Here is a 25,352-nt window from a genome sequence, read left to right as displayed (position 1 = left end):
GTCGGATCTGCCGCCGCGTTCCCTGCCTGTGCAACGATCGTTGAGCGTCATGCCGACCGCCCGGTCCCGCCGGCCTGCCTGTGCCCTGTCACCGGCCGGTCCGGCGGAAAGGCGCCACACCTCGTACCCCTTGGAGAGCCCGATGTCCTTCTCTCCGGCTCAGGTCTTCGCCGCGCTGAACGCGGTGCGACCGCCCGACCAGCCGTCCCCGGTCCTCGGCACAGCCGTGGTGATCGGCGGCAGCGTCGCCGGCCTGCTGGCAGCCCGGGTGCTGTCCGACCATGCGGCGAGCGTCGTCGTGATCGACCGCGACGACCTGCACGTGCCCGGTGGCCGGCCGGGCGTGCCACAGGGGACACAGTTGCACGCGCTGCTGCCCGGTGGCTTCCTGCAACTGGAGCGCCTCTTCCCCGGGTTCCGTGAGCAGGCCCTGGCCCAGGGCGCGGTCGAGGCGCCGCCCGGCGCCCGGCGCAACTACCTCGACGGTCGCCTGAAGGTGACGGTGCCCGACGACGCGGACAGCCTGGCCGGCAGCCGGCCGTTGCTGGAAGGGCTGATCCGCCAGCAGGTCCTGCGGCTGCCCAACGTCAAGACGGTGACCGCCCGCGCCGCCGGCCTCGTGCTCGACGGCTCGTCGGTGGCCGGGGTCCGGTGCGATGTCGGCGCGGTGCCCGGTGTCGAGAACGCCGACCTGGTGGTCGACGCCATGGGTCGCTCCAGCCGGCTCTCCGACTGGCTGGCGGACGCCGGCTGGGAGCGGCCCGTCCTGCGGCGCATGCCGGTGCACCTCAACTACGCGACGGCGCTGTTCCGCCGCCGCGAGGCGCACCCGGAGCACACCGTGGTGATGGCCCTGCACAGCGCCAGGGCGTCCTCGGACGTCGCCGGGGCGGCGTACTTCGCCATCGAGGACGGCCGGTGGATGGCGATGATGGCCGGTTACGGCGACAACCGGCCCGGCCGCACCGCCGAGGACTTCGTCCGCCGGTTGCGGGAGCAGTTCCCGCCCGAGTTCACCGAGGTCGCCGACAGCGAGATGCTCGGCGAGGTGCAGACCTACCGCCACGCCGACAGCCGGCGGCGGGACTACCACGCGCTGCGGCGGCTGCCGGCCGGGCTGGTCAGCGTCGGTGACGCGGTCGCCTCCTTCAACCCGGTCTACGGTCAGGGGATCACGGCTGCGGCGCTGCACGCGGCCTGCCTGTCGGCGTACCTGCGCTCCGGGCCGGATCTCCGCTTCCCGGCCCGCCGCTTCTTCGAGCTGCAACGGGTCGTGGTCGACGCCGCCTGGTCGATGTCGACCTCCGCCGACCTGGCGCTGCCGCACGTCGACGGTCCCTACCCGCGTGGTTACCGGATCTCCAGCTGGGTGAGTGGCCAGATCGTCCGGGCGACCATGACCGACGTGACGACGGCCCGCCGCTTCAACGACGTCGTCTCGATGCGTGAGCATCCCCGCGCGCTGGCCCGGCCCGCAGTGGTGCTGGGCGCGCTGTTCGCGAACTGGCGCGCGCGCTGACCCGACTCGCCCCGGCGGCGGTGTCCGCCCTCCTCGACACCGCCGGGTGCCGCTGGGGGCGGTGTCCGATTCACCAGTAAGTGGCTGCCGCGCCGGTGAGTTTCCGTCCAGCCGGCTCTCAGCAACCTGCCAGCCGACCGGGGCAGCATTGGCTGCTCCCGCAGAGAGAGTTGACGCCCGCATGACGAGGAATCTGCGACTGACGTTGGCGATGATCCTGGTGGTGATCCTCGTCATGATCGGACTGACCGCGATCAACCGGAACACCGGTTCGCGCTCCAGCGGCCAACCCGTGGATCCGGCCGTGCTGGTGCGCGACGACAGTCACCGGCTCACCACCGCCGCCGACGGCAAGGTCACCCTGGTGGAGTTCCTCGACTTCGAGTGCGAGGCATGCGGCGCGGTCTACCCGGCGGTCAGCGAGCTGCTGGACACCTACCAGGACCGGATCACCTTCGTGGTGCGGTACTTCCCGATCCCCAGCCACCCCAACGCCGAACTGGCCGCCCGTGCCGCCGAGGCCGCCGCCAACCAGGGCCGGTTCGCCGAGATGTACACCGTGCTGTTCGAGAACCAGGAGGCGTGGGGGCGCCAGCGCGCCCCACAGACCGAGACGTTCGTCGGGTACGCGCGCACCCTCGGCCTGGACGTCGAGACCTTCCAGCGGGACCTCGACGACCCGGCCACCGCCGCCCGGGTGGCCCGGGACCGGGCCGACGGCGAGACCGCCGGGGTGCAGGGCACCCCGACGTTCTTCCTCAACGGCCGGCAGTTGACCGAGGTCCGTACCCAGGCGGACATGAGCGCCGCCATCGACGCCGCGCTCGCCGGATGAGCGCCGACACGGACCGCTTGCCGGCGGGCACCGACGCACCGCAGGCGACGTTCCTCGCCCGGGTCACCGCGTGGGTGCTCGCCGTCGGCGGGGCCGTCGGCCTGCTCGCCGCAGCCACCCTCACCGTCGAGAAGATCAACCTGCTGAACGACCCGGACTACGTGCCGACGTGCAGCATCAACCCGATCCTGTCCTGCGGCTCGGTGATGACCACCCCGCAGGCCGCCGCCTTCGGCTTCCCGAACCCGTTGCTCGGCATCGCCGGCTTCGCGGTGGTCGCCACCATCGGCGTCGTGCTGCTCGCCGGGGCACGGCTGCCCGGCTGGTTCTGGGGCGGCCTCCAGGCCGGCGTCACGTTCGGCGTGATCTTCGTGCACTGGCTGATCTACCAGAGCCTGTACGTCATCGGCGCGCTCTGCCCGTACTGCATGGTGGTCTGGGTGGTGACCATCGCGATCTTCGTCTATACCACGCTGCGCAACCTCCGGCGGGTGCCGCCGTCGTCGTCGGCGGCCCGGCTGGCCGGGCTCGCCGGCTACCACAGCTTCATCCTGGTCGCCTGGTACACGGTGATCCTGCTGGCGGTGCTGGTGCGCTTCTGGGACTACTGGTCCACCCTGCTCTAGCGCTACGGGGCGGGGGCGACCTCCTGCCCGAGCGGCCAGATCGCCGCCGGCACCAGCTTGAAGTTGGCCACCCCGAAGGGAATCCCGATGATGGTCAGGCAGAGGCTCACCCCGGCGACGATGTGCGACAGCGCGAGCCACCAGCCGGCCAGGACGACCCAGATGACGTTGGCGATGCCGGAGGCCACGCCGACACCCGGCTTCGGCACCAGGGTGCGGCCGAATGGCCACAGCGAGTACGACGCAAGCCGCAGCGACGCGACGCCGAACGGGATGGTGACGACGAGCACGAAGCAAATCAGTGCCGCGATGCCGTACCCGATCGCCAGCACGATCCCGCCGCCGAAGATGAGCCACAACACGTTCAGCACGAATCGTATCATGCGTCCATGATGACCGGTGGGCGCCACCGGCCGCCCGGGCGGCCGGTGGCGCCGATTCTCAGCCGGTGACGCCGGTGACGCTGCTGCCGGACTTGGTGACGCGGTAGGTCACCTGTGCACCGCTCCAGAAGTGGAAGGTGAGGGTGACCGGGGCGCCGTCGCGTACCTCACCGAAGAAGGTGGGGGTCAGGCTGATCCGGTTGCCGGTGTAGTCGGGGGCGAAGGTGACGTCGAACTCCTTGTACGACGTCCAGTCGTGCGGGCCGGCGTTGCTGCCGTCGGCGTACTTCGCCTCCATGGTGGCGAGCTGGTCGCCCCGGAACTGGGTCGGGATCGCGAACGCCTCGGTGGACCCGGTGGCGTTCGACAGCACCGGCGGGTCGTACGTGATGATGTCGATCCGCCACGGTACGCCGGTGGAGAACCGGGCGTGCAGGGTGGCGTTGACGCCGTACGCCCGGCTGCCGACCAGCCGGGTCAGCGCGCTCGCGGTCAGCGTGAGCTGGTTGCCGGAGACGGTGTAGTCGGCGCCCTGCGACAGGTTGGTGGTCCCCTGCCGCAGCCCCGAGAAGGTGGTGCCGTTCAGGTTCAGCGTGAGCGACTTGGCGGTGACCGAGCCGGTACGCGGCACGTACACCTGGTCGGCGGAGGCGGTGCCGGAGCGGGTCGTCCAGCTCGACTTGATCTGGGCGAACAGTTCGGCGTCCTTCCATCGGAAGGCGACCCGGTCGAAGTGCTGGCCGTTGTCCCAGAGCTGGGTGGTGATCCGCTTGGTGCGGGCGTAGTGACCGAGGAACTCGAAGAACTTGAGCTTCTCGCCCTGCTGCACGGTGCCGGTGTGCCGGTCGAAGCCGAGCAGCCCGTACTCGCCGATGACGACCGGGATGTTCCGGGCGACGAAGGCGTTGTGCACCCGGTCGAACCGGTCGACCAGGTCCTGCTGGGTGACCGCGTCGAACCGGGTGCCACCGGCGACGTTCACGCTGAACGGCCAGTAGCCGTAGAAGTGCACGGTGGCGATCAGGTTGCGGTCGTTCAGCTGGGTGAAGGTGCTCACCAGCTCGTCTATGCGGGGCTGGTCGGAGGAGGTGTGCAGGGTCGGCAGGACCAGCATCCGGGTGGCGTTGCCGCCGCCGGAGGCGCGCACGATCCGGTGGAACGAGGTGTTCAGCTCGTGCAGGAGTTGCGCGTTCTGCGCGTCGCCGGAGCTGTTGGCGAACTGCGGCTCGTTGACGCTCTCGAAGTGCAGTTTCGGCGAGGAGTCCCGGAACGCGGCGGCGATCTGGGTCCAGAGCGCGTTGTAGCGGTTGAGGACCGTGGTGCGGTTGGTCGGCATCTCGTGGATCCACTGCCACGAGTCGTGGTGAATGTTGATCATTACGTAGAAGCCGTCGTCCAGCGCCCAGCCGACGACCTCCTTGATCCGGTTCAACCAGGCGGCGTCGATCGTGTACGAGGGCGCGGGGCCGTGCCGGTTGCTCCAGGTGATCGGGAGTCGGATGCTGTTGAAGCCCTGGGCCCGGATGGCGTCGAGCTGCGCCGCGGTGACCCGGGGGTTGCCCCAGGCGGTCTCGTCGTCGCCGACCGCGTCGAGGGTGTTGCCGAGGTTCCAGCCGGGCTGCATCGCGGCCACGTACGCCATCGCGTCACCGGTCGGCGGCGGGGTGGTCGGCGGCGGCGTGGTGGGGGGCGGGGTGGTCGGCGGCGGGGTGGTCGGGCCGACGCTCCCGGTGCAGGTGACGCCGTTGAGCGCGAACGACGTCGGCGCGGTGTTGGTGCCGGTGTAGCTGCCGTTGAAGCCGAAGGAGACGCTCTGGTTGGTGCCGATGGCGGCGTTGTAGCCGACGTTGGTGGCCGTCACGTCGTTGCCGGACGAGGTGACGGTGGCGTTCCACGCCTGGGTCACCCGCTGGCCGGAGGGGAACGTCCAGGTCAGCCGCCAGCCGTTGACCGGGTCGCCGAGGTTTGTCAGGTCGACGTTGGCGGTGAAGCCGCCGGGCCACTGGCTGGGGGCGGAATAGACCACCCGGCAGCCTGCGGCGGCGTGGGCCGCGCCCGCGTTGACCAGGCCGACGCCGGCCAGTAACACCGCTATCCCGCTGGTGACCAGGCCGAACCGCCATCGTGTCCTGCGTAGTGTGTTTCTCAGCCCGGCCATGACGCTCCTTGGTGTGGTGATGGTGTCGACGGGTGCTGGCCGAGCGCCGCCGGGACCACCGGAAACGTCCGGCCGGCTCGCACCATAAGTTGGGATCTACAACTTTGTCAATCGACTGCGGCTGATATTGACTGCTTCTGCGCAGGTAGGGCCGGTCGGGTCGCCGCAGGCGGGTGCACCGCGCCGGATGGACCACGAACCGGTGCCGGTCGGGCTGCCCGCAGCGGTGCACTACGTTGGACGCCACCGACCTGCTGCGCAGCCTCGGCTGCCCGGAGCCGCAGGCGAGCGAGACGGTCCGGAAGCACTTCGCGCGCCAGCAGGAGGCCGGCCCCACGGCACCCGGGGACCAGCCCGATCGCGGCTGACCGGCCCCGCCGCGCGTCACAACCGCCCGGCCACCGTCCGGGCCACGTCGGTGAGCCGCTTCGCGTAGCCGGCCGGGTCGTCGAGCCGGACCAGCCGGACCGCCACCCAGGTCCCGGAGACGCTGACGAAGACCTCCACCTGAGCCAGCGGTCCCGAAACCGGTCCGGTGTACGTGCAGGTCTCCCGTACCGACACCGGCTCCTCCAGGGGCGTACCGGCGAGTTTCTCGGCCTCCTCCTGAGTGACCAGCGCGCAGGCGTCCACCTGCGGCGCGAGTGAACGCGAGCACCGCCACGCAGAGCGCGGGCAGGATCATTCGCCGCACGTGTCCTGCTCCCTTCTTCGGCCGACCGCCGGGTGACGTCTCGACGCTACGATCGCCGGGCCGCGAAGGAATCCGGTGTTTCCCTAGCTTTCGACGCCCGCTGCCGACACCCGGGTGCGGGTGAGCGCGGCGCCGAGTTCGGCCCGGCGGGAGATGCCCAGCTTGCGGTAGACCCGGGAGATGTTCGTCTCGACCGTCTTGGGGCTGACGAACAGTTCGTCGGCGATGGAGGCGGTCACCGGCAGGTCCTGCCCCGGCTCGGGTGGCTCCGGCAGGCGCTGCACCGCGCGGGCCACCTCGATGGCGACCAGCGGGTTGCCGGCGGCCTCCCGGGCGATCCGGGCGAGCAGCGGGCGGCTCAGCGGAGCACCGATCCGCTCCCGCAGCACCTGATGCAGTGTCGCCACGTCGAGCGGGGTCAGGGTCAGCCGGGTCAGCCGGCTCGGACCGGCGTCGAGCCCGAGCGGCGCCTCCAACAGGGCCCGGGTCGCCGCGCCGACCACCCGTTCGTCGAACGTCTCGTCGCTGTCGCCGGTGAGCAGCACCACCTCGGCGGCGGCGCGCTGCGGACGCGGCAGGTCCACCACCAGGTCCGCCAGCGGGCGGAGCAGGTCGGCGAGGGCGGCGAACGGCAGGTCGGCCTCGCACTCGGTCGGCGCGCAGGTGAGCACCTGCCATCCGGACCGGGTCGCCTCGGCGACCAGGGTCCGCAACAGGGCCGTCTTGCCGATTCCGGCCGGCCCCTCCAGCAGCACCGGGCCGGGCTCACCCAGTGCGCGCCAGGCCAGGTCGAACAGGTCGTCCCGCCCGACGAGCGAACGCCGCATGCGGCGATTGTGGCGCCGGCCGGGGTCGATGGGCATCAGGCGGTCGGCGCGTCGCGTCGGCCGCTGGTCGATCGTTGCCGAAGACGGGAGCTTTCGATCCCGCGATCACGCCAGGGGTGTCCGAGGAAGAGGTAGCCGCTCGACCGTACGGGTGAGAGGGGTGGGTGTTGGAGGGTAGGGACTCGACTGACATCGTCCGTCGGGCGACCGCTGAAGCGCTTCGGCGGATCACCGGGGAGGCGATCCTGACCGGCATCGTGGGGAGCCGACTGGGGGCACTGGGAGACGGTTTACGTGACGTACTGCGCGCGGCGCTGGTGACGCAACGGGTGGCGACACCGCTGCGACTGATCGGGCTGTGTCGGGAACTCGACCTCGGGCCCGACGCGTTCGATCTGCTGGGACACCATCTGCTGGGGGCGCTGGTCGGTCACCGGCCCGGGCCGGACGCACTGGTACGCGCCGGTGGCGCGCTGGGGTTGGCCCGGCGGGAGCTGTTCGCTCCCCGCCGTCCGGAGCCGGACGCCCCGGTCCGGGTGGTCCGTCCGCTCGCCAGCCGTGGCAACAGCGCAGGCGCCCGCTACCGCTCGACGAAACCGCCGGAACACCTGCCCTCGCCGCCCGCCTGGACCTGCACCGGGTGCGGCCAGGAGTGGCCGTGCGCGGTCAAGCAGAGCCAGTTGCTGGCGGAGTTCGGCGGGGCACGGGCCGCGCTCGCCGTCTACCTGGGGTCGTGCCTGCTCGCCGCCGCCCGGGACCTGCCCGGGCTGCCGCTGGCCCACGCTCGTGACCGGTTCCTCGGCTGGTTGCCGCGCCGACCGTTCTGACCACGGTCAACCGACAGGCGGGCCGGAGCGGGAGTGCCCCGCACCGACCCGCCCGTGGTGTGTTCAGTGTGCGGTGGGCTCAGGCGCGGTGCCGTTGACCGTGGCGACCGGGTGCCCGGCCACCTCCTCGGCGGTTCCGGGCGGTCCGGCGAACCAGTCGATGCCGGCCTTCCCGCCGGCTGCGACGACCGCCGCCGCCCGCGCCACCGGGTCCGTCAACGCCGCCGGATCGGACTCCGCCGGTCCTCGGCCGAACCGGTCCTCGGCCGGACCGACGCCCTCCGGGCCGACGGGCGCGGTGCCGTCCGGGCCGACACCGGCACGAGGGCCGTCCGGGCCCGCGCCGGGACGGAGGGCGTCCGGACCGGCGGGCGTGCCCTGCGGGCCCGAGGCGGCGGAATCGCCTGCCGTCTGCCGCTCCGGCGTGCCGTGCTCGTGACCGTCGGGGACGCGACCGTCGCCGGCCTGATTCGCGCCGGTCGCCGGGGTCGGCTCACCGTTGACCCGGGCGGCCGGGCGGGCGCCCACCATCGGGTACTCGGCGGTCTCGGTGCCGCCGGCCGCCGCGGCCATGACCGCCGCCGCTGCCAGGTCGGCGACCCGCTTGGCCTCCCGCTGCACCCGGGCCCGGGTCTCCTTGGCGTGCCGCTCGGCCGCCTCGGCGGCCCGGCGCACCTCGTCCAGCCGCTGGCTCTCCGCCGAGAGGTCGCGGCCGGTGTCCTCCACCTGCCGGCGCAGCCGGGCCAGCTCGGCGTCGGTGGCGTCCTTGTCCCGCCGGGTCTCGCCGAGCTGCTGCCGGGCGCCGTCCAGCTCCTCCTGCAACCGGGCCAGCGCCTCCTGCTGCTCGCCGACCTGGAGCTGGACGGCGTGCAACTGCTCCTCGGCGGCCGCGGCCTGCTCGTCGCTGAACTTGCGGGTCTCGGCCGCCTGCTCGTCGGCGCGCTTGCGGATCTCGGCGGAGTACTGCTGGGCGTCCGCGATCATCGAGCTGACGCGCTGCTCGGCGGCGGAACGCTGGGCGGCCAGCTCGCGCTCGACCGCCGCCCGCTGCTCGGTCAGGTCCTCCTCGGCGTTGGCACGCCGTTCCGCGAGCTCCTCCTCCACAGTGGTCCGCCACTGCGTCAGTTCCTGCTGGCTCTTTGCCCGGGCCGCCTGGATCTCCTGATGGATCTGGGTACGCGCGGAGGTGGTCAGCGCCTCGGCCGCCGAGCGGGTCTGCTCGACCTGCTGGCGGCACTGCTCACCGATGCGCTGCGCCTCCTGCTGGGCACGCTCGTGCGCGGCCTCACCCTCGGCGCGCAGCTTCTCGGCCCGTTCGCGGGTCTCGGCCAGCTCCGCCTCGGCCGTGGCGCGCTTCTCCTCGTACGTCTTGTCGTGCTCGGCCCGCCGGGCGGCCAGTTCCTCGTCGAGGTCGGCCAGTGCCTTGACCGTCCGCTCGCGCGCGTTGGCGAGCGTCTTCTCGGCCTCCGCCTGGAGTTTGGTGGCCCGTTGCGTGTGGGTGTCCACGATGGCCGTGGCCTGCTTCTCGGCCAGGTCCAGGATCTGGTCGACCATCGGACCCAGTTCGCGGAAGGACGCCCGGTCCATCTGGGTCGGCCGCTGGCGCAGCTCGGTCACCTCGACCTGGAACGCCTGGAGCTTGCCGGTCAGCTCCCGTGCGTGCGACGTGGCCCGGTCCCGGTCGGCGGCGATGGCCGCGAGGCGGGTGTCCGCCTGCTCGACGTAGCGGTCGACCTGTCGTTTGTCGTACCCCCGCAGGGTGACCTCGAAGTTCGGCCGTGAGGCCAGGTCGTCGCGGGCTGCGAACGGTTCCTCGCCGATGGACATGCCCCATCCTCCGTACGTCGCGAGCGCCACACCGGCGGCCCGGCTGCGATGACGCGCAACGCTACCGCTGCTCGCGTTCGTCTGTCCTCCCACCCCGGTACCGATTCCGCACCGGCCGGCGGCCGACCACGGTCCTCGACCGTGGGGGCTGCCGCCGAGGTGTCGCAGTAGTCTGTTCGGGCGGCAGCGCGCCGGCAGCCCATCGAGTCGCGTCGACCGGGCCGGGTCGTCCGACGGTGTCGGGGCCCCACCTTGACAGTGAGTTAGGTTAGGTTAGCCTAACCGCATGTCGCGCGCACTGGCGTCGAACGACGTCGAGCAGAGCCTGCGTGGAGCCGATCTCCACCTGGGCTACCACGGCACACCGGTGGTGCACGGTGCCGGGATCACGCTCCGCCCCGGTGCGGTGACGGCCCTCGTCGGGCCGAACGGCAGCGGTAAGTCCACCCTGCTGCGGGCGCTGGCGCGGCTGCACCCGATCGACAGCGGCGCGGTGCTCTTCGCTGACGACACCGCCGCCGCCGGCCTGCCCGCCAAGGAGTACGCCCGCCGGGTGACCCTGCTCGCCCAGAGCCGGCCGGTGCCCAACGGGGTCACCGTCCGTGACGTGGTGGGCTACGGTCGGCACCCGTACCGGGGTCGGTGGCGCGCCGACGACCCGGACGGTCCCGCCGCGATCGCCCGTGCGATGGACGTCACCGGGGTCACCACGATGGCCGACCGGCCGGTGGACGAGCTGTCCGGCGGCGAGTTGCAGCGCGTCTGGCTCGCCACCTGCCTGGCCCAGCACACCCCGGTGCTGCTGCTCGACGAGCCGACCACCTTCCTCGACCTCCGCTACCAGGTCGAGATCCTCGACCTGATGCGTGACCTCGCCGACGACCACGGCGTCGCGGTCGGCGTGGTGCTGCACGACCTCAACCAGGCCGCCGCGGTGGCCGACGAGGTGGTGCTGCTGCACAGCGGTCGGGTCCGCGCCACCGGAACCCCCACCGAGGTCTTCACCGAACACGACCTGACCGAGACCTACGGGATCCGGATCGAGGTCGTCGTCGATCCGGTCACTGGCCTGGTGACCACCCGCCCCGTCGGTCGGCACCTGACCCGCATCCCGGTCTGAAACCCAGACCGGCCCGAGAATCCATCCCGAGAAAGAACATCATGTCCCGTACCCGTGTCACGGCCCTGGTCGCCGCCGCCGCCGTCCTGGCGCTGGCCGCCTGCGGCACCACCGAGAACGCCTCCGCACCCGACTCCACCCCCTCCGCCGCCGGCGGGCCGGTCACCGTGACCGACAGCCGGGGCAAGGAGGTCAAGCTCGACAAGCCCGCCACCAAGGTCGTCGGCCTGGAGTGGGGCGAGGTCGAGATGCTCGTCAGCCTCGGCGTCATGCCGGTCGGTGTCGCCGACCCCAAGGGCTACGCCACCTGGGTCACCGCCGCCAAGCTCGACGCGGACGTCAAGGACGTCGGTACCCGGGGCGAGCCGAGCGTCGACTCCATCGTCGCGCTGGAGCCGGACCTCGTGGTGATGACGGACGACCGCGGCGCCGGCACGATCGCACAGCTGGAGAAGTACGTCCCGGTCGTCGTCACCAAGGGTAGCGACGCCACCGACAACCTCGGCCGGATGCGCGCCGACGTGAACATGATCGCCGCTGCGGTCGGCAAGACCGCCGAGGCGGAGAAGCTGCTCGCCGACTTCGACACCGCGATCGCCGACGGCAAGAAGAAGATCGCCGACGCCGGTGCCGCCGGCAAGCCGTTCGCCATCGCCGACGGCTGGAAGGAGGGCAGCACGGTCAGCATCCGGATGTTCGGCCAGGGCGCGCTCGTCTCCCAGATCGGTATCCAGCTCGGCCTCACCAACGCCTGGCAGGGCGAGGTCGACGAGGCGTGGGGCCTGGGCCAGACCGACGTCGAGGGCCTGACCGTGCTCAAGAGCCCGGACCTGCACTTCTTCTACAACGCCTCGGACGGCGACGACGTCTTCGCCGACGGCCTTGCCGGCAACGCCATCTGGAAGTCGCTGCCCTTCGTCGCGCAGGGCAACCTGCACCGGATGCCGGACGGGATCTGGACCTTCGGCGGGCCGCTCTCCGGCAAGCAGTACATCGACCAGTTCGTCAACACCTACGCGGTGTGACCGCGCTGTCCGCCCCCCCGCGCTCGGAGCCGGCCCTCGGGTCGGCTCCGGCCGGGCGGGTCTCGGCCCCCCGCGTCGTCGGGGCCTTCATCGCCGGCATCGTGCTGCTGCTGGTGGTCGCCGGTGTCCACCTCACCCAGGGCACCTCCGCCGTCGGCGCACTCGACCTGTTGCGGCTGCTCACCGGCGGCGACGACGAGACGGCCCGGGTGCTGGTCGCCTCCCGGGTACCCCGACTGCTCGCCGGGCTGGCCATCGGTGTCGCCCTCGGCTTCGCCGGTGCGGCCCTCCAGTCGATCGCCCGCAACCCGCTGGCCTCGCCGGACACCCTCGCCGTCAACGCCGGCGCGCACCTGGCCATCGTCTCGGTCTCCGCGTTCGGTATCGCACTGCCCGTGCTGCCCGCCGGTGGTCTCGCCTTCTGCGGCGGGCTCGCCGCAGCCGGCCTGGTGATGGCGATGTCCTCCGGCGGGCAGGCCGGCACCACCCGGCTGATCCTCGCCGGTTCGGCCACCGCCCTGGCGCTCAGCTCGGTGACCATGCTGCTGCTCCTGCTCTTCGAGCAGGCCACCATCGGCCTGTTCGCCTGGGGCAACGGCTCGCTGGTGCAGAGCGACCTGAACGCGCTCACCCAGCTCGCCCCGGTCCTCGGCATCGCCGTCGTGGCACTGATGCTGCTCGGGCACCGCCTCGACATCCTCGCCCTCGGCGACGACACCGCCACCGTGCTCGGCCTCGACGTACGCCGTACCCGGCTGATCGTCACGGTGCTGGCCGTGCTGCTCTCCGCCTCGGCGGTGACCCTCACCGGGCCGGTCGGCTTCGTCGGCCTGTGCGCGCCGGTGATCGTGCGGCTGCTCGGGTCGATGGTGCCCGGCGTGCACCGGCACCGGGTGCTGCTGCCGCTCTCCGGCATCGCCGGAGTGATCATCGTGCTCGGCTCCGACGTGCTGCTGCGGGCCGTCATGGGCGGCCAGGCCGGTGTGGACATCCCCACCGGCGTGGTGACCACCCTGCTCGGCGCGGCCATCCTGATCTGGCTGGCCCGGCGGCACCGGGACGCCGGACCGACCCGCCGCCCGCCGGGCGGTCACGCGGCCGTACGCTCCGCCGCCTTCCACCGCACCGTGGTCGCCGTGGCGGCCACGGTCACCGGCGGGGCGGTGCTGCTCGGCATGTTCGCCGGGGACACCTGGGTGCTGTTCGGCGACATCGTCAACTGGGTCAACGGCACCACCGGGCCGGGGTACACCTTCGTGCTGGACCAGCGGTGGCCCCGGGTCGCCGCGGCGATGCTGGCCGGCGCGGCGCTGGCCGTGGCCGGCACCACCGTGCAGGCGGTCTGCCGCAACCCGCTGGCCGAGCCCGGCATCCTCGGCATCACCGCTGGCGCCGGCCTGGGCGCGGTCTCGCTGCTCACCTTCGTGCCGCTGGCCGGGGTGTGGGCCGTGTCCGGGGTGGCCGGGCTGGGCGCGATGCTCGCCTTCGCCCTGGTCTACGGCGCGGCCTGGCGCGGCGGGCTCAGCTCCGACCGGCTGGTCCTGATCGGATTCGGTGCCTGGCAGGGCGGCATGGCGATGATCACCTTCATGATCGTGGCCTTCGACCCCTGGAACACCGGCAAGGCGCTCACCTGGCTCTCCGGCTCCACCTACGGGCGCACCGCCACGCAGGTGCTGCCGGTGGCGATCGCGCTGCTGGTGCTCACCCCGGCGGTGGTCGCCGCCCGCCGCGAACTGGACCTGATGGCGTTGGACGACGACACCCCCCGGGTGCTCGGCGTCCGCCTGGAACGTACCCGGCTGATCGCGCTCGGCGCGGCGGCGCTGCTCACCTCGACCGCCGTCTCGGCCGTCGGTGTGATCGGCTTCGTCGGCCTGGTCGCCCCGCACGCCGCCCGCGCGCTCGTCGGCGGTCGGCACAGCCGGGTGCTCCCGGTCGCCGCGCTGCTCGGCGCGGCCCTGGTCAGTCTCGCCGACACCCTCGGCCGCACCGTGATCGCTCCGGCGCAGATCCCCGCCGGCCTGGTCACCGCCATGATCGGGACCCCGTACTTCGTCTGGCTGCTGTGGCGTTCACGCGCCGCCGCACCCCAATCCCGGTGACGCGCCGTCGCGCCACCGGTCCGCACCAGGAAGGCACCATGACCCACACCCTGCCGATCACGCCTTGGCGGCTGTTCGCCGTCGAGGTCCGCGCGGTACACCGGCTCAGCCCCTCCTTCGTCCGGGTCACCTTCACCGGCCCGGACCTGGACCGCTTCGCCGACAACGGCTACGACCAGCGGATCAAGCTGACGTTGCCGCTGCCCGGCCAGCGCGGGGCGGACCTGCCCCAGGGGCCGGACTGGTACGCGCAGTGGCGGGCACTGCCGGAGCACCTGCGCAACCCGATCCGCACCTACACCGTGCGGGCGGTCCGCCCCCACCTCAGCGAGGTGGACGTCGACCTGGTGCTGCACGGCGACTCCGGCCCGGCGACCCGGTGGGCGCGGCGGGTACGCCCCGGTGACGAGATCGCCATCGCCGGCCCGGACGCCGGGTACGACGGCGACCACGGCGGACGGGAGTTCCGGCCGCCGTCCACCGGTCGCCTGCTGCTCGCCGGGGACGAGACGGCGGTGCCGGCGATCAGCGGGATCTGCGAGCGGCTGCCGTCCGACGCCCGGGGCCGGGTGCTGCTGGAGGTGCCGTCGGCGGCGGACGTGCTGCCGCTGGTGGCGCCGTCCGGCGTCGAGGTGACCTGGCTGTCGCGCGACGGTGACGCGTACGGTGCCCGGCTGGTCCCCGCCGTGGAGGCCGCGGCGCAGGAGCTGCTGTCCCGGGCGGTGCCGGTCGGGGCGGGCGTGTCGATCGGTCAGCTCGTCGACGACGTGGACGTGGACCGCGCGATCCTCTGGGAGGTACCCGAGGCACTGCCGTCCGCGCCGCTGTACGCGTGGCTGGCGGGGGAGGCGGGCGTCATCCGTACCCTGCGCCGGCACCTGGTCACCGCGTGCGGCCTGGACCGTCGGGCGGTGGCCTTCATGGGCTACTGGCGGCACGGCCGCGCCGCCGGCTGAGCCGTGGCGGCGCGGCGGTCAGAGCAGCGGGTGCGAGATGCCCCGGGCGTGATCGGTCAGCGCCGCACCGACCACGGTGGCCTCCAGCGGCAGGACCTCCAGGCAGCGGCGGACCGCGATCGCCATCAGCGTGTTCGGCACCCGCATGGACAGCGTGCAGTGCGGCACCCAGCGGTCCGGCCGGTAGTGCTCGACAAGCTCGACGCCCGCGGCGGCGAGCCGGTCGTGCACCAGCCGGTGGTGCGCCAGCAGCGCCGTGGTGGGTGCCGGGCCCAGCCAGAGCACCCGGCCGACGAACTGGCCGGCGTGCTGGAACGACAACCGCAGCGGTGCGGCCACGGTGGTGCCGGCCAGCGCCGCCGCCACCTGTTCCGGGTCGAGACGCGACGCGACGGCCAGCGAGACGTGCGGCCGGTGCCGCTGCTCCAGCAGGGACCGCAGGCTCTGCACCCCCTCGGCCTCCAGGGCGTCCCACAGCACCCGGATCCGGCGGGTGGCGACGGTGTCCAGATAGAGCTCCAGCGCGGCGACCACATGATCACTGTAGGCGGGCCACCCCTCAGGGCACGATGACCGCCCCGGCCCTCCAGCGCGCCGTCCTGACCGGACGGCCCGGTGCCCGCCGAATTGGCGGCGGGCACCGGGTCAGCCGTGCCAGGACCCTTCCGTGTGCATGCCGGTCGCCTCCTCCAACGCGTTGTCCGGCAGGTCCTCGCCGGCCACGTCGTCCGGGAACGGCCGCCTCGGCGGCGCCGGGTCCGGTGGCGCGCCCGGCCCGGCCTCGGGCGTACGGGTCGGCTCCACCGCCCCGAACCCTGCCGGTCGGCCGTCAGCGGCCGTTCATGGCCATGTGCCGCCGGACCGCGTGCATCGCCGCCATCCCGCCGGCGCCCTTGCCCATCCGGCCCGGCGCGTGCGTCAGGCCGTTGGCCCGGCCGAGGATCCCACGCAGCACCTGCCCCGGCTTCTGCTGCTCGCCCATGTACGCGGTGACCACGATCAGCGCCCCGGTCAGCGCCGGGATGGCCCACTGGAGCATCTTCAACTGCCGCTGGCTGGCGGCCACGTGCGCCGGGGTCTGCCCGTTGGGCTCGGTGACCCCCTGCACCGACGGCGTGCCGGCCTTGGCCAGCCGCATGCCGAGCAGCCGGCTGTAGCCGGTCACCGCGAGCGCGCCGACGGTCAGCGCGGTCTTCACCGTGCTGGCCCGGCCGACGCCCCGCTGGGCGGCCATCCGTGGGCTCTCGGTCACCAGTTCGCCGACCGCGCCGGCCAGGTGTGCGCCGATCGCGGCGGCGTTGACCGGCGTCCACCGGGTCCAGCCGGCCGAGGCCGTCGGAAGTCGTTTGGTCGAGTCGTCGATGCGGGTCGCGGCGCCGTTGACGCCGAACGCTCCCATCAGGGAGCCGCCGAACCAGGCCGCCAGGCCCAGATCGTGCATCGAACGCAGTGTGGTGTGGCTGTCAGACATCAGGTCCCCCTCCGCCGTGTCGGGCGCTGCGGCTTACCCCGGTCCGCACCGGCTAATCGCCGCGACCCAACCCGCCCGGGCACCGACGGTCGGCGACGACGACGGCCAGCCCGGCGTCGCGCAGCGCGGCGGCGAACAGCCGGTAGTACCGGGCCCGGACGCGTGGATGGTCGCGTCGGGACGGCCCGTCGGTGCGGCTCAGGAGACGGTGATCGCGCCGTTCGCGGCGCGTACGCAGGCCACCGAGCGGGCGGCGGTGGTGGCCGCGCCGGTCAGGCACTGGCCGAGCACCTGGTGTCCGGCGGCGTTCGGGTGCCACCCGGGTGCCAGGCTGGCCCGGTGGATCGGGCAGCCGGCCGCGTACCGCTCGGCGCCCAGGGCACGGAACTTGTCCCGGGTGTCGTCCCGGCTGTCCTCGGAGTGGTACCCGGCCTCCAGGTCCAGCGGCAGCGGGTTGGTGTAGTCCTGCGACACCACCCGGTGCTGGCCGTCGGCGTCCACCTCGCGCAGCGTGGTCAGCGGTTGGCGCACTTCTCGGCGACCCGTTCATGGAAATATGAAAGATCCTCTAGGGCGGTGATGACATCACGCGGGTGTGACGCACGTCAACCATGGGAAACATGAGGGGCACCGGGACGCCAGGGACACCTGATGCCCACCCCCGCGCCACCCGCACCGACGGCCGGGCATAACACCGGACCCCCCGACGTTGACCGCGGCAAGGTCCACCAGCAGCGCCGCCACGCGGCGTGCCGCGTGGGTGTCCGCTCGGCTTGTCGGGGCGTGCGGCTACGCTCGCTGCGGCGTGCCCGCGCCGGGCCGACCGCCGACGGTGCGGTGCAGCACATCGCCGAGACCGGGGAGTACGACCAGTTGACCGCAGAGCCTGAGACCCTGTACGGGGCCGACGACCTCACCCACCTCGAGGGGTTGGACGCCGTCCGCAAGCGGCCCGGTATGTACATCGGGTCCACCGACAGCCGTGGCGTGGGCCACCTCGTCAACGAGATCCTCGACAACTCCACCGACGAGGGGGTGGCCGGTCACGCCACGAAGATCGAGGTCATCCTGCATGCCGACGGCTCGGTGCAGGTCGACGACGACGGGCGCGGCATCCCCACCGACGTGCACGCCCGCTCCGGCATCTCCGGCGTCGAGCTGGTCCTCACCCGGCTGCACGCGGGTGGCAAGTTCGGCGGCGCCGGCTACAAGACCTCCGGCGGCCTGCACGGCGTCGGCGCCTCGGCGGTCAACGCGCTCTCCCGCCGCTTCGACGTCACCGTCCGCCGGGGCGGCAAGGTGCACACCATGTCGTTCCGGCACGGCGTGCCGGGCATCTTCGACGGCGACGGCCCGGACGCGTCCTTCACCCCGGGGCCGGGGCTCCAGGTCGTCGGCGCGGTCAAGCGCGGCCAGCGCACCGGCACCTCGATCCGCTACTGGTACGACCCCCGCTACTTCGAGACCGGCGCCGCCCTCGACCACGACACGGTCCGCGCCAAGCTGCGGCACACCGCGTTCCTGGTCCCCGGGGTCAGCTACACCCTGCGCGACCGCACCGGCGAACAGCCGACCGAGGAGCGGTTCCACTACCCGAACGGGCTCACCGACATGGTGGAGTTCCTCGCCCCGACCGGTGACCGGCCGGTCTCCGGCACCCTGCTGGTCACCGGCGAGGGGACGTACCGGGAGAACGCCGCCGACGCCAACGGGGTGATGCAGTCCAACGTGCAGCGGCGCGCCGAGATCGAGGTCGCCTTCCGCTGGGGCACCGGATACGAGCGCACCGTCGAGTGCTTCACCAACACCATCCGCAACGCGCACGGCGGGACCCACCGCAAGGGCTTCGAACGGGCGCTGGCGCGTACCCTCGCCGACGCGGTACGCAACACCCGGGGCCTGCTCAAGGCCAAGGAGGACGCGCCCACGCTGGACGACGTCCTGGAGGGCATGACCGCGGTGGTGCACGTGCGGGTGCCCGAGCCGCAGTTCACCTCGCAGACCAAGGACGAGCTCTCCACCGCCGGTGTGGTGAAGGTGGTGCAGGGCCTGGTCGAGCAGCATGTCAAGTCCTGGTTGGACGACCGCAGGACCAAGACCGAGGCCCGGACGGTCCTCCAGAAGATCGTCGACGCGGCCCGGGTGCGGCTGACCCAGAAACAGCAGAAGGACGCCGCCCGGCGCAAGACCGCCCTGGAGGGCGCGTCCATGCCACCCAAGCTGGTCGACTGCCGCGCGACCGGGGTGGACCGCAGCGAGCTGTTCATCGTCGAGGGAGACAGCGCATTGGGCTGCTTCACCGGTGAGACGATGGTCGCGTTGGCGTCCGGGGTGAGCCGCTCGTTCGCCGATCTCGCCGAGGACTGGAAGCAAGGTCTCACCCACTTCGGCTACACCACGAACAAGGCTGGCCGGGTGGTCGTCGCACCGCTTGTTGAGCCGCGTCTGACGAAGCGGAATGCGTCGCTGGTGCGGGTGACACTCGACAACGGGGAGTCGGTCCGGTGTACCCCGGATCACCTTTTCCGGCTGCGTGACGGCTCCTACCGACGAGCCGATCACCTTGTGTCCGGTGACTCACTGATGCCGCTCTACCGCAGCCTGTCCAGCAAGGGGGCCGGGCAGAAGCTACAGGGTTACGACCCTGCCTTCCGGGCCAAGTTGGAGAGGGCATTCCAGGACTGGTACGCCGCGCTCAGTGATGACGATTCCCGGAAGACGATCGAGCAGTATGCCGATCCTGCTGAACGGGACCGTCAGCGCCATGCGGTCTTGGCGTGGCACGAGGACAACCCGGAGTTCGGTCGGCGTCATTCGCGCCAGTATTACGACGGCGATTTCGCCCGGCTACGCGAGGCAGCCGCCCTCCTCAATCATCAGGTCGTGTCTGTCGAGCCGCTCGACGAGACGGCGGACGTGTACGACCTCACCGTCGAGGGTTACCACAACTTCGCCCTGGAGGCGGGCGTCTTCGTCCACAACAGCGCACGGGTCGCCCGCACCTCGGAGTATCAGGCGCTTCTTCCGATTCGGGGCAAGATCCTGAACGTGCAGAAGGCCAACCTCCAGCAGGTGCTCGACAACGCCGAGTGCGCGGCCATCGTGCAGGTTCTCGGCGCGGGGTCGGGGCGTACCTTCGACCTGTCGTCGTTGCGCTACGGCCGGGTGCTCATCATGGCCGACGCGGACGTCGACGGCGCGCACATCCGGACGCTGCTGATCACGCTCTTCGCCCGCTACATGCGACCGCTGATCGAGTCGGGCCGGCTCTACGCGGCGATGCCGCCCCTGCACAAGATCACCACCAAGGGGCGCAACCCCGAGACCATCTACACCTACACCCAGGCGGAGATGGAGGCGACGGTGCGCAAACTCGCCTCGGCGGGCAAGCAGATCGTCACGCCGGTGCCGCGCTTCAAGGGTCTCGGTGAGATGGACGCCGACGAGTTGTGGGAGACCACGATGAACCCGGCCACCCGATCGGTACGCCGGATCACCATCGACGACGTCGACGCCGCCGAGCGGATCCTCGACCTGCTCATGGGGGAGAAGGTCGAGCCGCGCCGCAACTGGCTGATCGACTCCGCCGACCGCGTCGACCGCGACGCCATCGACGCCTGACCACCGGGTTCTGGAAGGAAAGCTGAGCCATGGCACGCCGCAAGGACACCAAGGTCGACCACTCCGCGTTCGACCGGGCCGGCGCGCGGATCGTCGACAACCCGCTGGTCACCGAGGTCTCCGACTCCTACCTGGAGTACGCCTTCTCGGTCATCCACTCGCGCGCCCTGCCGGACGCGCGGGACGGCCTCAAGCCGGTGCACCGGCGCATCCTCTGGTCCATGTACGAGCAGGGCTACCGGCCGGACCGGGCGCACGTGAAGTCGGCCCGCATCGTCGGTGACACGATGGGTAAATATCACCCGCACGGCGACGGCGCCATCTACGACGCGATGGTGCGGTTGGCGCAGGACTTCTCGCTGAACACGCCACTCATCGATGGGCATGGAAATTTTGGGAGCCAAGACGATGGACCGGCAGCCGCGAGATACACCGAGGCTCGGATGTCGCGGGAGGCGATGCTGCTGGTCGGCGAGTTGGGTGAGGAGACCGTCGACGTCGAGCCCAACTACGACGGCTCGCTGACCCAGCCCACCGTGCTGCCGGCCGCCTTCCCCAACCTGCTGGTCAACGGCGCGTCCGGGATCGCGGTCGGGATGGCGACGAACATGATCCCGCACAACCTGGGCGAGGTCGTCTCGGCGGCCCGCTGGCTGATCCGGCACCCGAACGCCACCCTCGACAAGCTGATGGAGTTCGTGCCCGGTCCCGACCTGCCCACCGGTGGTCTGCTGCTCGGCCTCGACGAGGTGCGCCGGGCGTACGAGACCGGGCGGGGCGTGGTGCGGATGCGCGGCAAGGTGGAGATCGGCCCGCTGGAGGGCAGCCGGGGACGTCAGGCGATCACCGTGGTCGAGCTGCCGTACGGGGTGGGCGCGGAGAAGGTGATCGCGGCGATCACCAACGAGGTGAACAAGACCAAGCGGCTGACCGGCATCGCCGACGTCAAGGACCTGACCGACCGGGAGAGCGGCACCCGCCTGGTGGTGGAGTGCAAGGTCGGGGTCAACCCGCAGGCGCTGCTCGCCGACCTCTACCGCCTCACCCCGTTGGAGCAGTCCTTCGGCGTGAACAACCTGGTGCTGGTCGACGGTCAGCCGCGCACCCTCGGGCTCAAGGAGCTGCTGGAAGTCTTCCTGGCGCACCGCTACGAGGTGGTGACCCGGCGCAGCGCCTACCGCAAGCGCAAGCGGGAGGAGCGGCTGCACCTGGTCGACGGCCTGCTGATCGCCCTGCTCGACATCGACAAGGTGGTCAAGCTGATCCGGGCCAGCGAGGACGCCCAGGCGGCCAAGAGCGGCCTGATGCGGCAGTTCAAACTCTCCGAGATCCAGGCGACCTACATCCTGGACACTCCGCTGCGCCGGTTGACCAAGTACGACCGGCTGGAGCTGGAGGCCGAGCAGGAGAAGTTGCGCGGGGAGATCGCCGAGCTGTCCACCATCCTGGACGACGAGAACGTGCTCAAGAAGGTCGTCTCCGACGAGCTGGCGGCGGTGGTGAAGCAGTTCGCCGCGCCGCGCCGGACGACTCTGGTCGACGGTGACCTCAAGGAGGTGCTGGCCGCGTCCGTGCCGGCCGGGCCGCTGGAGGTGGCCGACGACCCGTGCCAGGTGATCCTTTCGGCGACCGGTCTGGTGGCGCGTACCGCCGCCGAGTCGGAGGAGGCCGCCGAGGGGCGGCGTCGGCACGGCCGGGTCAAGCACGACGCGGTACGCGCGGTGGTGCACTCCACCGCCCGGGGCCGGGTGTTGCTGGTGACCAGTGCGGGTCGGGCGTTCAAGGTCGACGTGCTGCCGCTGCCGGTGCTGCCGGAGCAGGCGGGCACGGTGTCGTTGCGCGGCGGCATGTCCGCCGCCGAGCTGGTGCCGCTGGCGCCGGGGGAGACGGTGGTGGGGCTGGCGCCGCTCGGTGCGACCGCCGAGGGCTCGCCCGGCCTGGCGTTGGGCACGCGGCAGGGTGTGATCAAGGTCTGTGCTCCTGACTGGCCAGTGCGCTCGGACGAGTTCGAGGTGATCGGGCTGCGTGCGGGTGACGAGGTGGTCGGGGCGACCTGGCTGACCGATGGTGCCGAGACGTTGGCGTTCCTGACCAGCGCGGCGTCGCTGTTGCGTTTCCCGGCGGGCACGGTGCGTCCGCAGGGGCTCAAGGGCGGCGGCATGGCGGGGATCGCCCTGCCGGGTGACGCGCAGGTGGTCCACTTCGGTGCGGTGCGCACCGACGATCCGGAGCACGGTGAGCCGATGGTGGTCACCTCCACCGGGGGGACGGTGAAGGTGACGCCGCTGGCGGCGTACCCGGTGAAGGGGCGGGCGACCGGCGGGGTGCGGGCCCAGCGGTTCCTCAAGGGGGAGACCGACGTGGTCGTGGGCTGGATCGGTCCGCGTCCGGTCGGCTCCACCGCCAACGGTGAGCCGGTCGAGTTGCCCGCCGCCGATCCGCGTCGGGACGGTTCCGGTTTCGCCGTCATGCTCGGCCCGACCGTCGTCGGTCACCAGATCGACCGCGACTGACCTCGTCCCGGGGCGGCCCGTCGCGTCGGCGTGGTGGGACTCCGGGCCGGGTGGCGGCCACAGGTTTTGGCAGGGCCTGCTCCGACCAGAGCAGGCTGGGGGCGCGGTCGGCGTACGGGTGGCCGGGCGGCGTGGTGGCGTCCGGGGTGATCCAGAACCGGGTCATCCGCTTGTCCGTGATCGGCGGGCTGCGGCCCTCGGCGGCGAGACGGCGGAACAGCGGCACCACCGAGCCCCGGCTGCCGACCCCGTTGCCGTGGCGCACCACGGAGAAGCGGGTGGGGTGCTGGGCTACGTAGGGAGCGGTCGGCTCGGTGGACCGGGGCGCGCTTTCCGACCTGGTGGTGACTGTCGCCTTCGCCGTCGTCCCGGGCCTTCCGCCTCCGGTGCGGGGCCTTTCGAGCTGAACCGTCTGTGCCGTCGTGTCGCCGACCGCCTCGCCCCAGCCGATCGAGGCCAGAGCGGGCTTCGGGCGCGGTCGGAAACCCCTCAGCGGTCGACCTGGATGCCAACGGTCTTGCGGCAACGGCCGACTGTCAGATCAGGCTCCAGCTCAGCGGGGTGCCCCGGGAGACGTCGGTGGCGAAGTGGCGGCCGAGAACCCGGTCGATCTCCACCGGGTGCAGGCCGCCGGCGGGCCGGATCGAGCGCACGTTGTCCGAGGTGACCTCGTCCCCGGCACGCACGTCGGCCACCACGTAGAGCGAGCGGCGGAAGCGCAGGCACTCCCGCTCGGCGGGGGTGGGGCCGACGGCGGTGCCGCCGAGCGCCGCGTACGCACGCTCCGATTCGACCACCAGCGCGGCCAGCTCGGACGGGTCGAGGGAGAAGTCGGAGTCCACCCCACCGTCGGCGCGGTCCAGCGTGACGTGCTTCTCGATGAAACACGCCCCGAGGGCCACCGACGCGACCGGTACGCCGATGCCGGGCGTATGCGGAACGCCGGGGTGTCCACGTCGATGGTGATCGTGTCGGGCCGGTACGTCTGGAGCTTGAGCGCGTGCGCGCCGGCCGCCGCCACGGCGTCCACGATGGACAGAGCGCGGCTCAGGTCACCGTTGTGGTGGCCGGACATCTCGGCCACCAAGAAGGGGCGCTCCCAGGAAATGGTTCACCATCAGGTCGAACAGTTCGCTGTGCCAACGCCGACGTTGGTCTCCAGGTGCCGCACGCGTACGTCCGGATGCTCGGCCGCGTACGCGCGCAGCAGCTCACCGCACCGGTCCGGCGACGCGTCGTCCACCGCGACCAGTTCCACCTCCGCCGTCTGGTCGGCCGGAATGTCGTCGCGGATCGAGTCGAGGCACTATCGCAGGTACGCCTCTACGCCGGGCAGCGCGAGGCTAACGGTTGAGCATGCGGCGCACCGAGCCGGGGACCGCCTTCTTGATCCGGGTGCGGATCCGCTCCGGCCGAGCCGTCGTCTGGGCCTGATCGCGGAGTGCGGCCTCCTGGTCGCGCAGCCACTCGATGCGCTTGACCAGCACCTCGGGCGAGGTGGCCAGCGCCGGGCGAACGGCCGGCGGGAAGGCGGTCGCCTGCCTGGTGGCGTCGAACACCGCCGCGCTGTCGCCGTCGCTGAAGGAGTTGCCCAGATTGTGCTTGTTCAGGAACTGGAGCATGGTGTCGTACCGCTGCTTGTGGCCGTTGACCATGCCCGAGTAGTCGGCCTCGTCGTAGAGCTGGGCCGCGTCCACGTCGGCCGGCACGTCCCGCATCACCCGGTGCGGGATCTCGAAGTAACGGGCCAGTTCCAGGGTGCGCGAGTCGTGCGCGAAGAGGAAGCCCGGCGTACCGGCGAGCAGCGAGACGATGGTGCCGTGGATGCGGGTGCCGAAGTTGAAGTCGAACCCGGAGAGGTAGTCGATCCAGGTCCACGGGTCGACGAACATCCGCACCTTGTCCTCGGTGAACAGCGGGTGCGTGGTGTGGATCGGGATCTCGCCGCTCTTGCCACGGTCCTCGGGAGCGTCGCCGAAGAGCAGGGTGCCCAGCGTCTTGAGGTCCTGCGGGATGTAGCGCAGGTTCTCGTAGCGCTGGTGGTGCGTCTTGATGATCTGAGCCATCGACTTGACGTACGGCGAGACGGTCAGCGCGATCCGGTCGTACGGGCCGATGAACGTCTTGCGCTTGTCCACTGGCAGGGTGTCGCCGTGCAGGAACATCGACGGGCAGCCGATCACGTCGACGTTGGAGAAGCCGATCGTCCGCAGGTAGTCGGCGGTGATCTCACCCCGGACGCCGATGCTCGGCGAACGGTCGAGGACGGCCCGGCAGAAGCGGCTGACCTGATCGTCGATCGGCCGCAGGTATTCCCGGTCACCGTCGACGTTCGTCTGCACACCCACCCCGAGCACCACGACCGGAATCTTCAGCCGCTCGATCAGCCGGCTCATCGCGTCGAGCCGGTGGGCGTAGCTGCGCCGGAACGCGTTTGCCAGCGGGACCACGAAGACGTCGTACTCCTCGTTGATCCGGTCGCTGTCCCGCATGTTGACGGTGAAGCCGTTGGGGGTGATGGTGGCGGTACGGGTGGCCAGCAGCTTGTTCGCGGCGTGACTGAAGACCAGGTTGCCGGCGTTCTCACCGATCAGGTTCCGCTCGAACGTCTCCTCGGGCGAGTTGACGTCGAAGGGACCCTTCCGGGCCCGCATCAGGATCCGTTGGTGCATCGCTGACTCTGCCTCTCGTCGGTGTGCTGGTCCCGCCTCGGCATTGCCCAACGCGCCACCGGGCCGGATGGCGGGGTGGATGCTCATCCAAGTCCCGGGAATAGTAGGCCACCGGGGGACCCGTTGACACCTGAGCCACATCCGCCCCATCCGCCCGGCCTCCCCGCCCGGTT

General features: G+C 71.7%; 20 protein-coding genes and 6 pseudogenes. 13 read left to right on the top strand and 13 right to left on the bottom strand.

From position 1 onward, the window contains the following. Nucleotides 1-142: 142 nt before the first annotated feature. The 3 genes from ID554_RS03410 to ID554_RS03400 all read left to right on the top strand — a co-directional run bounded on the left by ID554_RS03410 (nt 143) and on the right by ID554_RS03400 (nt 2,980). The gene (locus ID554_RS03410) at nt 143-1,519 is read left to right on the top strand and encodes an FAD-dependent oxidoreductase (RefSeq protein ID WP_117227563.1); all 1,377 of its coding nucleotides are present in this window, start codon (nt 143-145) and stop codon (nt 1,517-1,519) included. A 181-nt stretch (nt 1,520-1,700) separates the two neighbouring features. After that, entirely contained in the window at nt 1,701-2,354 is a 654-nt protein-coding gene (locus tag ID554_RS03405) for a DsbA family protein (RefSeq protein ID WP_117227562.1), read from the top strand. After that, entirely contained in the window at nt 2,351-2,980 is a 630-nt protein-coding gene (locus ID554_RS03400; protein ID WP_117227561.1) for a vitamin K epoxide reductase family protein, read from the top strand. Before ID554_RS03405 ends, ID554_RS03400 begins: the two co-directional genes overlap by 4 nt. Nucleotides 2,981-2,982: 2 nt before the next feature. Here the strand turns inward: ID554_RS03400 and ID554_RS03395 are convergent, their stop codons facing one another. After that, entirely contained in the window at nt 2,983-3,363 is a 381-nt protein-coding gene (locus ID554_RS03395; protein WP_117227560.1) for a YccF domain-containing protein, read from the bottom strand. Between the two features lie 58 nt (nt 3,364-3,421). Beyond that, complete coding sequence (locus ID554_RS03390; RefSeq protein WP_117227559.1) at nt 3,422-5,521, bottom strand: cellulase family glycosylhydrolase; 2,100 nt, start codon at nt 5,519-5,521, stop codon at nt 3,422-3,424. A 236-nt stretch (nt 5,522-5,757) separates the two neighbouring features. Between ID554_RS03390 and ID554_RS32300 the strand changes: the two genes are divergently transcribed. Then, nucleotides 5,758-5,889 carry a hypothetical protein gene (locus ID554_RS32300; protein WP_263407322.1) on the top strand — a complete coding sequence of 44 codons (132 nt, stop codon included), beginning with the start codon at nt 5,758-5,760 and terminating at the stop codon, nt 5,887-5,889. Between the two features lie 16 nt (nt 5,890-5,905). Here the strand turns inward: ID554_RS32300 and ID554_RS03385 are convergent, their stop codons facing one another. Continuing rightward, on the bottom strand, nt 5,906-6,154 hold the full coding sequence (locus tag ID554_RS03385) for a hypothetical protein (protein ID WP_117227558.1): 249 nt from the start codon (nt 6,152-6,154) through the stop codon (nt 5,906-5,908). 144 nt (nt 6,155-6,298) lie between these two features. Continuing rightward, the gene (locus ID554_RS03380) at nt 6,299-7,042 is read right to left on the bottom strand and encodes a LuxR family transcriptional regulator (protein ID WP_147333435.1); all 744 of its coding nucleotides are present in this window, start codon (nt 7,040-7,042) and stop codon (nt 6,299-6,301) included. Between the two features lie 164 nt (nt 7,043-7,206). Here ID554_RS03380 and ID554_RS31295 point away from each other — a divergent pair, with 164 nt between their 5' ends. Next, nucleotides 7,207-7,869 carry a hypothetical protein gene (locus ID554_RS31295; RefSeq protein ID WP_223884422.1) on the top strand — a complete coding sequence of 221 codons (663 nt, stop codon included), beginning with the start codon at nt 7,207-7,209 and terminating at the stop codon, nt 7,867-7,869. 63 nt (nt 7,870-7,932) lie between these two features. Here the strand turns inward: ID554_RS31295 and ID554_RS03370 are convergent, their stop codons facing one another. Next, nucleotides 7,933-9,696, bottom strand: coding sequence for a coiled-coil domain-containing protein (locus tag ID554_RS03370; protein ID WP_191088705.1), 1,764 nt, complete (start codon nt 9,694-9,696; stop codon nt 7,933-7,935). Between the two features lie 286 nt (nt 9,697-9,982). Between ID554_RS03370 and ID554_RS03365 the strand changes: the two genes are divergently transcribed. The 4 genes from ID554_RS03365 to ID554_RS03350 are packed head-to-tail and all read left to right on the top strand — an operon-like array spanning nt 9,983 to nt 14,902. Further along, nucleotides 9,983-10,816 carry an ABC transporter ATP-binding protein gene (locus ID554_RS03365; RefSeq protein WP_117227556.1) on the top strand — a complete coding sequence of 278 codons (834 nt, stop codon included), beginning with the start codon at nt 9,983-9,985 and terminating at the stop codon, nt 10,814-10,816. 41 nt (nt 10,817-10,857) lie between these two features. Further along, nucleotides 10,858-11,841 (top strand): ABC transporter substrate-binding protein, encoded by a 984-nt coding sequence (locus tag ID554_RS03360; RefSeq protein WP_117227555.1) that lies wholly within the window; start codon nt 10,858-10,860, stop codon nt 11,839-11,841. Then, a complete protein-coding gene (locus ID554_RS03355) occupies nt 11,838-13,946 on the top strand; it encodes an iron ABC transporter permease (RefSeq protein ID WP_117227554.1) in 2,109 nt (702 codons plus the stop codon). The genes ID554_RS03360 and ID554_RS03355 overlap by 4 nt, the downstream gene beginning before the upstream one ends. Nucleotides 13,947-13,984: 38 nt before the next feature. Further along, nucleotides 13,985-14,902 (top strand): siderophore-interacting protein, encoded by a 918-nt coding sequence (locus ID554_RS03350; protein WP_117227585.1) that lies wholly within the window; start codon nt 13,985-13,987, stop codon nt 14,900-14,902. Nucleotides 14,903-14,920: 18 nt separating this feature from the next. Here the strand turns inward: ID554_RS03350 and ID554_RS03345 are convergent, their stop codons facing one another. From ID554_RS03345 to ID554_RS03330, 4 genes and pseudogenes are all read right to left on the bottom strand, one after another. Then, complete coding sequence (locus ID554_RS03345; protein WP_117227553.1) at nt 14,921-15,436, bottom strand: 2'-5' RNA ligase family protein; 516 nt, start codon at nt 15,434-15,436, stop codon at nt 14,921-14,923. Between the two features lie 111 nt (nt 15,437-15,547). Next, a complete protein-coding gene (locus ID554_RS03340) occupies nt 15,548-15,706 on the bottom strand; it encodes a hypothetical protein (RefSeq protein WP_158573712.1) in 159 nt (52 codons plus the stop codon). Between the two features lie 25 nt (nt 15,707-15,731). Next, complete coding sequence (locus ID554_RS03335) at nt 15,732-16,373, bottom strand: hypothetical protein (RefSeq protein WP_117227552.1); 642 nt, start codon at nt 16,371-16,373, stop codon at nt 15,732-15,734. A 198-nt stretch (nt 16,374-16,571) separates the two neighbouring features. Continuing rightward, nucleotides 16,572-16,904 (bottom strand): annotated as a pseudogene (locus ID554_RS03330) (hypothetical protein); the annotation flags it as partial. 218 nt (nt 16,905-17,122) lie between these two features. Between ID554_RS03330 and ID554_RS33350 the strand changes: the two are divergent. The 4 genes and pseudogenes from ID554_RS33350 to ID554_RS03320 all read left to right on the top strand — a co-directional run. Next, nucleotides 17,123-18,665: pseudogene (locus ID554_RS33350) on the top strand (ATP-binding protein); the annotation flags it as partial. Continuing rightward, nucleotides 18,660-19,349 (top strand): annotated as a pseudogene (locus ID554_RS33345) (hypothetical protein); the annotation flags it as partial. The pseudogenes ID554_RS33350 and ID554_RS33345, both read left to right, overlap by 6 nt. Before the next feature lie 6 nt (nt 19,350-19,355). Then, nucleotides 19,356-19,994 (top strand): annotated as a pseudogene (locus ID554_RS33340) (toprim domain-containing protein); the annotation flags it as partial. Between the two features lie 29 nt (nt 19,995-20,023). Continuing rightward, entirely contained in the window at nt 20,024-22,507 is a 2,484-nt protein-coding gene (locus ID554_RS03320) for a DNA gyrase/topoisomerase IV subunit A (protein ID WP_117227551.1), read from the top strand. Nucleotides 22,508-22,652: 145 nt separating this feature from the next. Here the strand turns inward: ID554_RS03320 and ID554_RS03315 are convergent. The 4 genes and pseudogenes from ID554_RS03315 to ID554_RS03300 form a co-directional block, all read right to left on the bottom strand. After that, nucleotides 22,653-22,805: pseudogene (locus tag ID554_RS03315) on the bottom strand (polysaccharide biosynthesis protein); the annotation flags it as partial. 238 nt (nt 22,806-23,043) lie between these two features. Continuing rightward, nucleotides 23,044-23,582 (bottom strand): annotated as a pseudogene (locus ID554_RS03310) (N-acetylneuraminate synthase family protein). A 42-nt stretch (nt 23,583-23,624) separates the two neighbouring features. Further along, the gene (locus ID554_RS31290) at nt 23,625-23,801 is read right to left on the bottom strand and encodes a glycosyltransferase (protein WP_223884617.1); all 177 of its coding nucleotides are present in this window, start codon (nt 23,799-23,801) and stop codon (nt 23,625-23,627) included. 49 nt (nt 23,802-23,850) lie between these two features. Then, nucleotides 23,851-25,179 carry a polysaccharide pyruvyl transferase family protein gene (locus ID554_RS03300; protein WP_117227550.1) on the bottom strand — a complete coding sequence of 443 codons (1,329 nt, stop codon included), beginning with the start codon at nt 25,177-25,179 and terminating at the stop codon, nt 23,851-23,853. Between the last annotated feature and the right edge of the window lie 173 nt (nt 25,180-25,352).

Source organism: Micromonospora craniellae, from assembly GCF_014764405.1.
GTDB lineage: Bacteria > Actinomycetota > Actinomycetes > Mycobacteriales > Micromonosporaceae > Micromonospora > Micromonospora craniellae.
The sequence above is the reverse complement of the archived record's forward strand: the minus strand, read 5'-3'. Positions and strand labels throughout refer to the sequence as shown.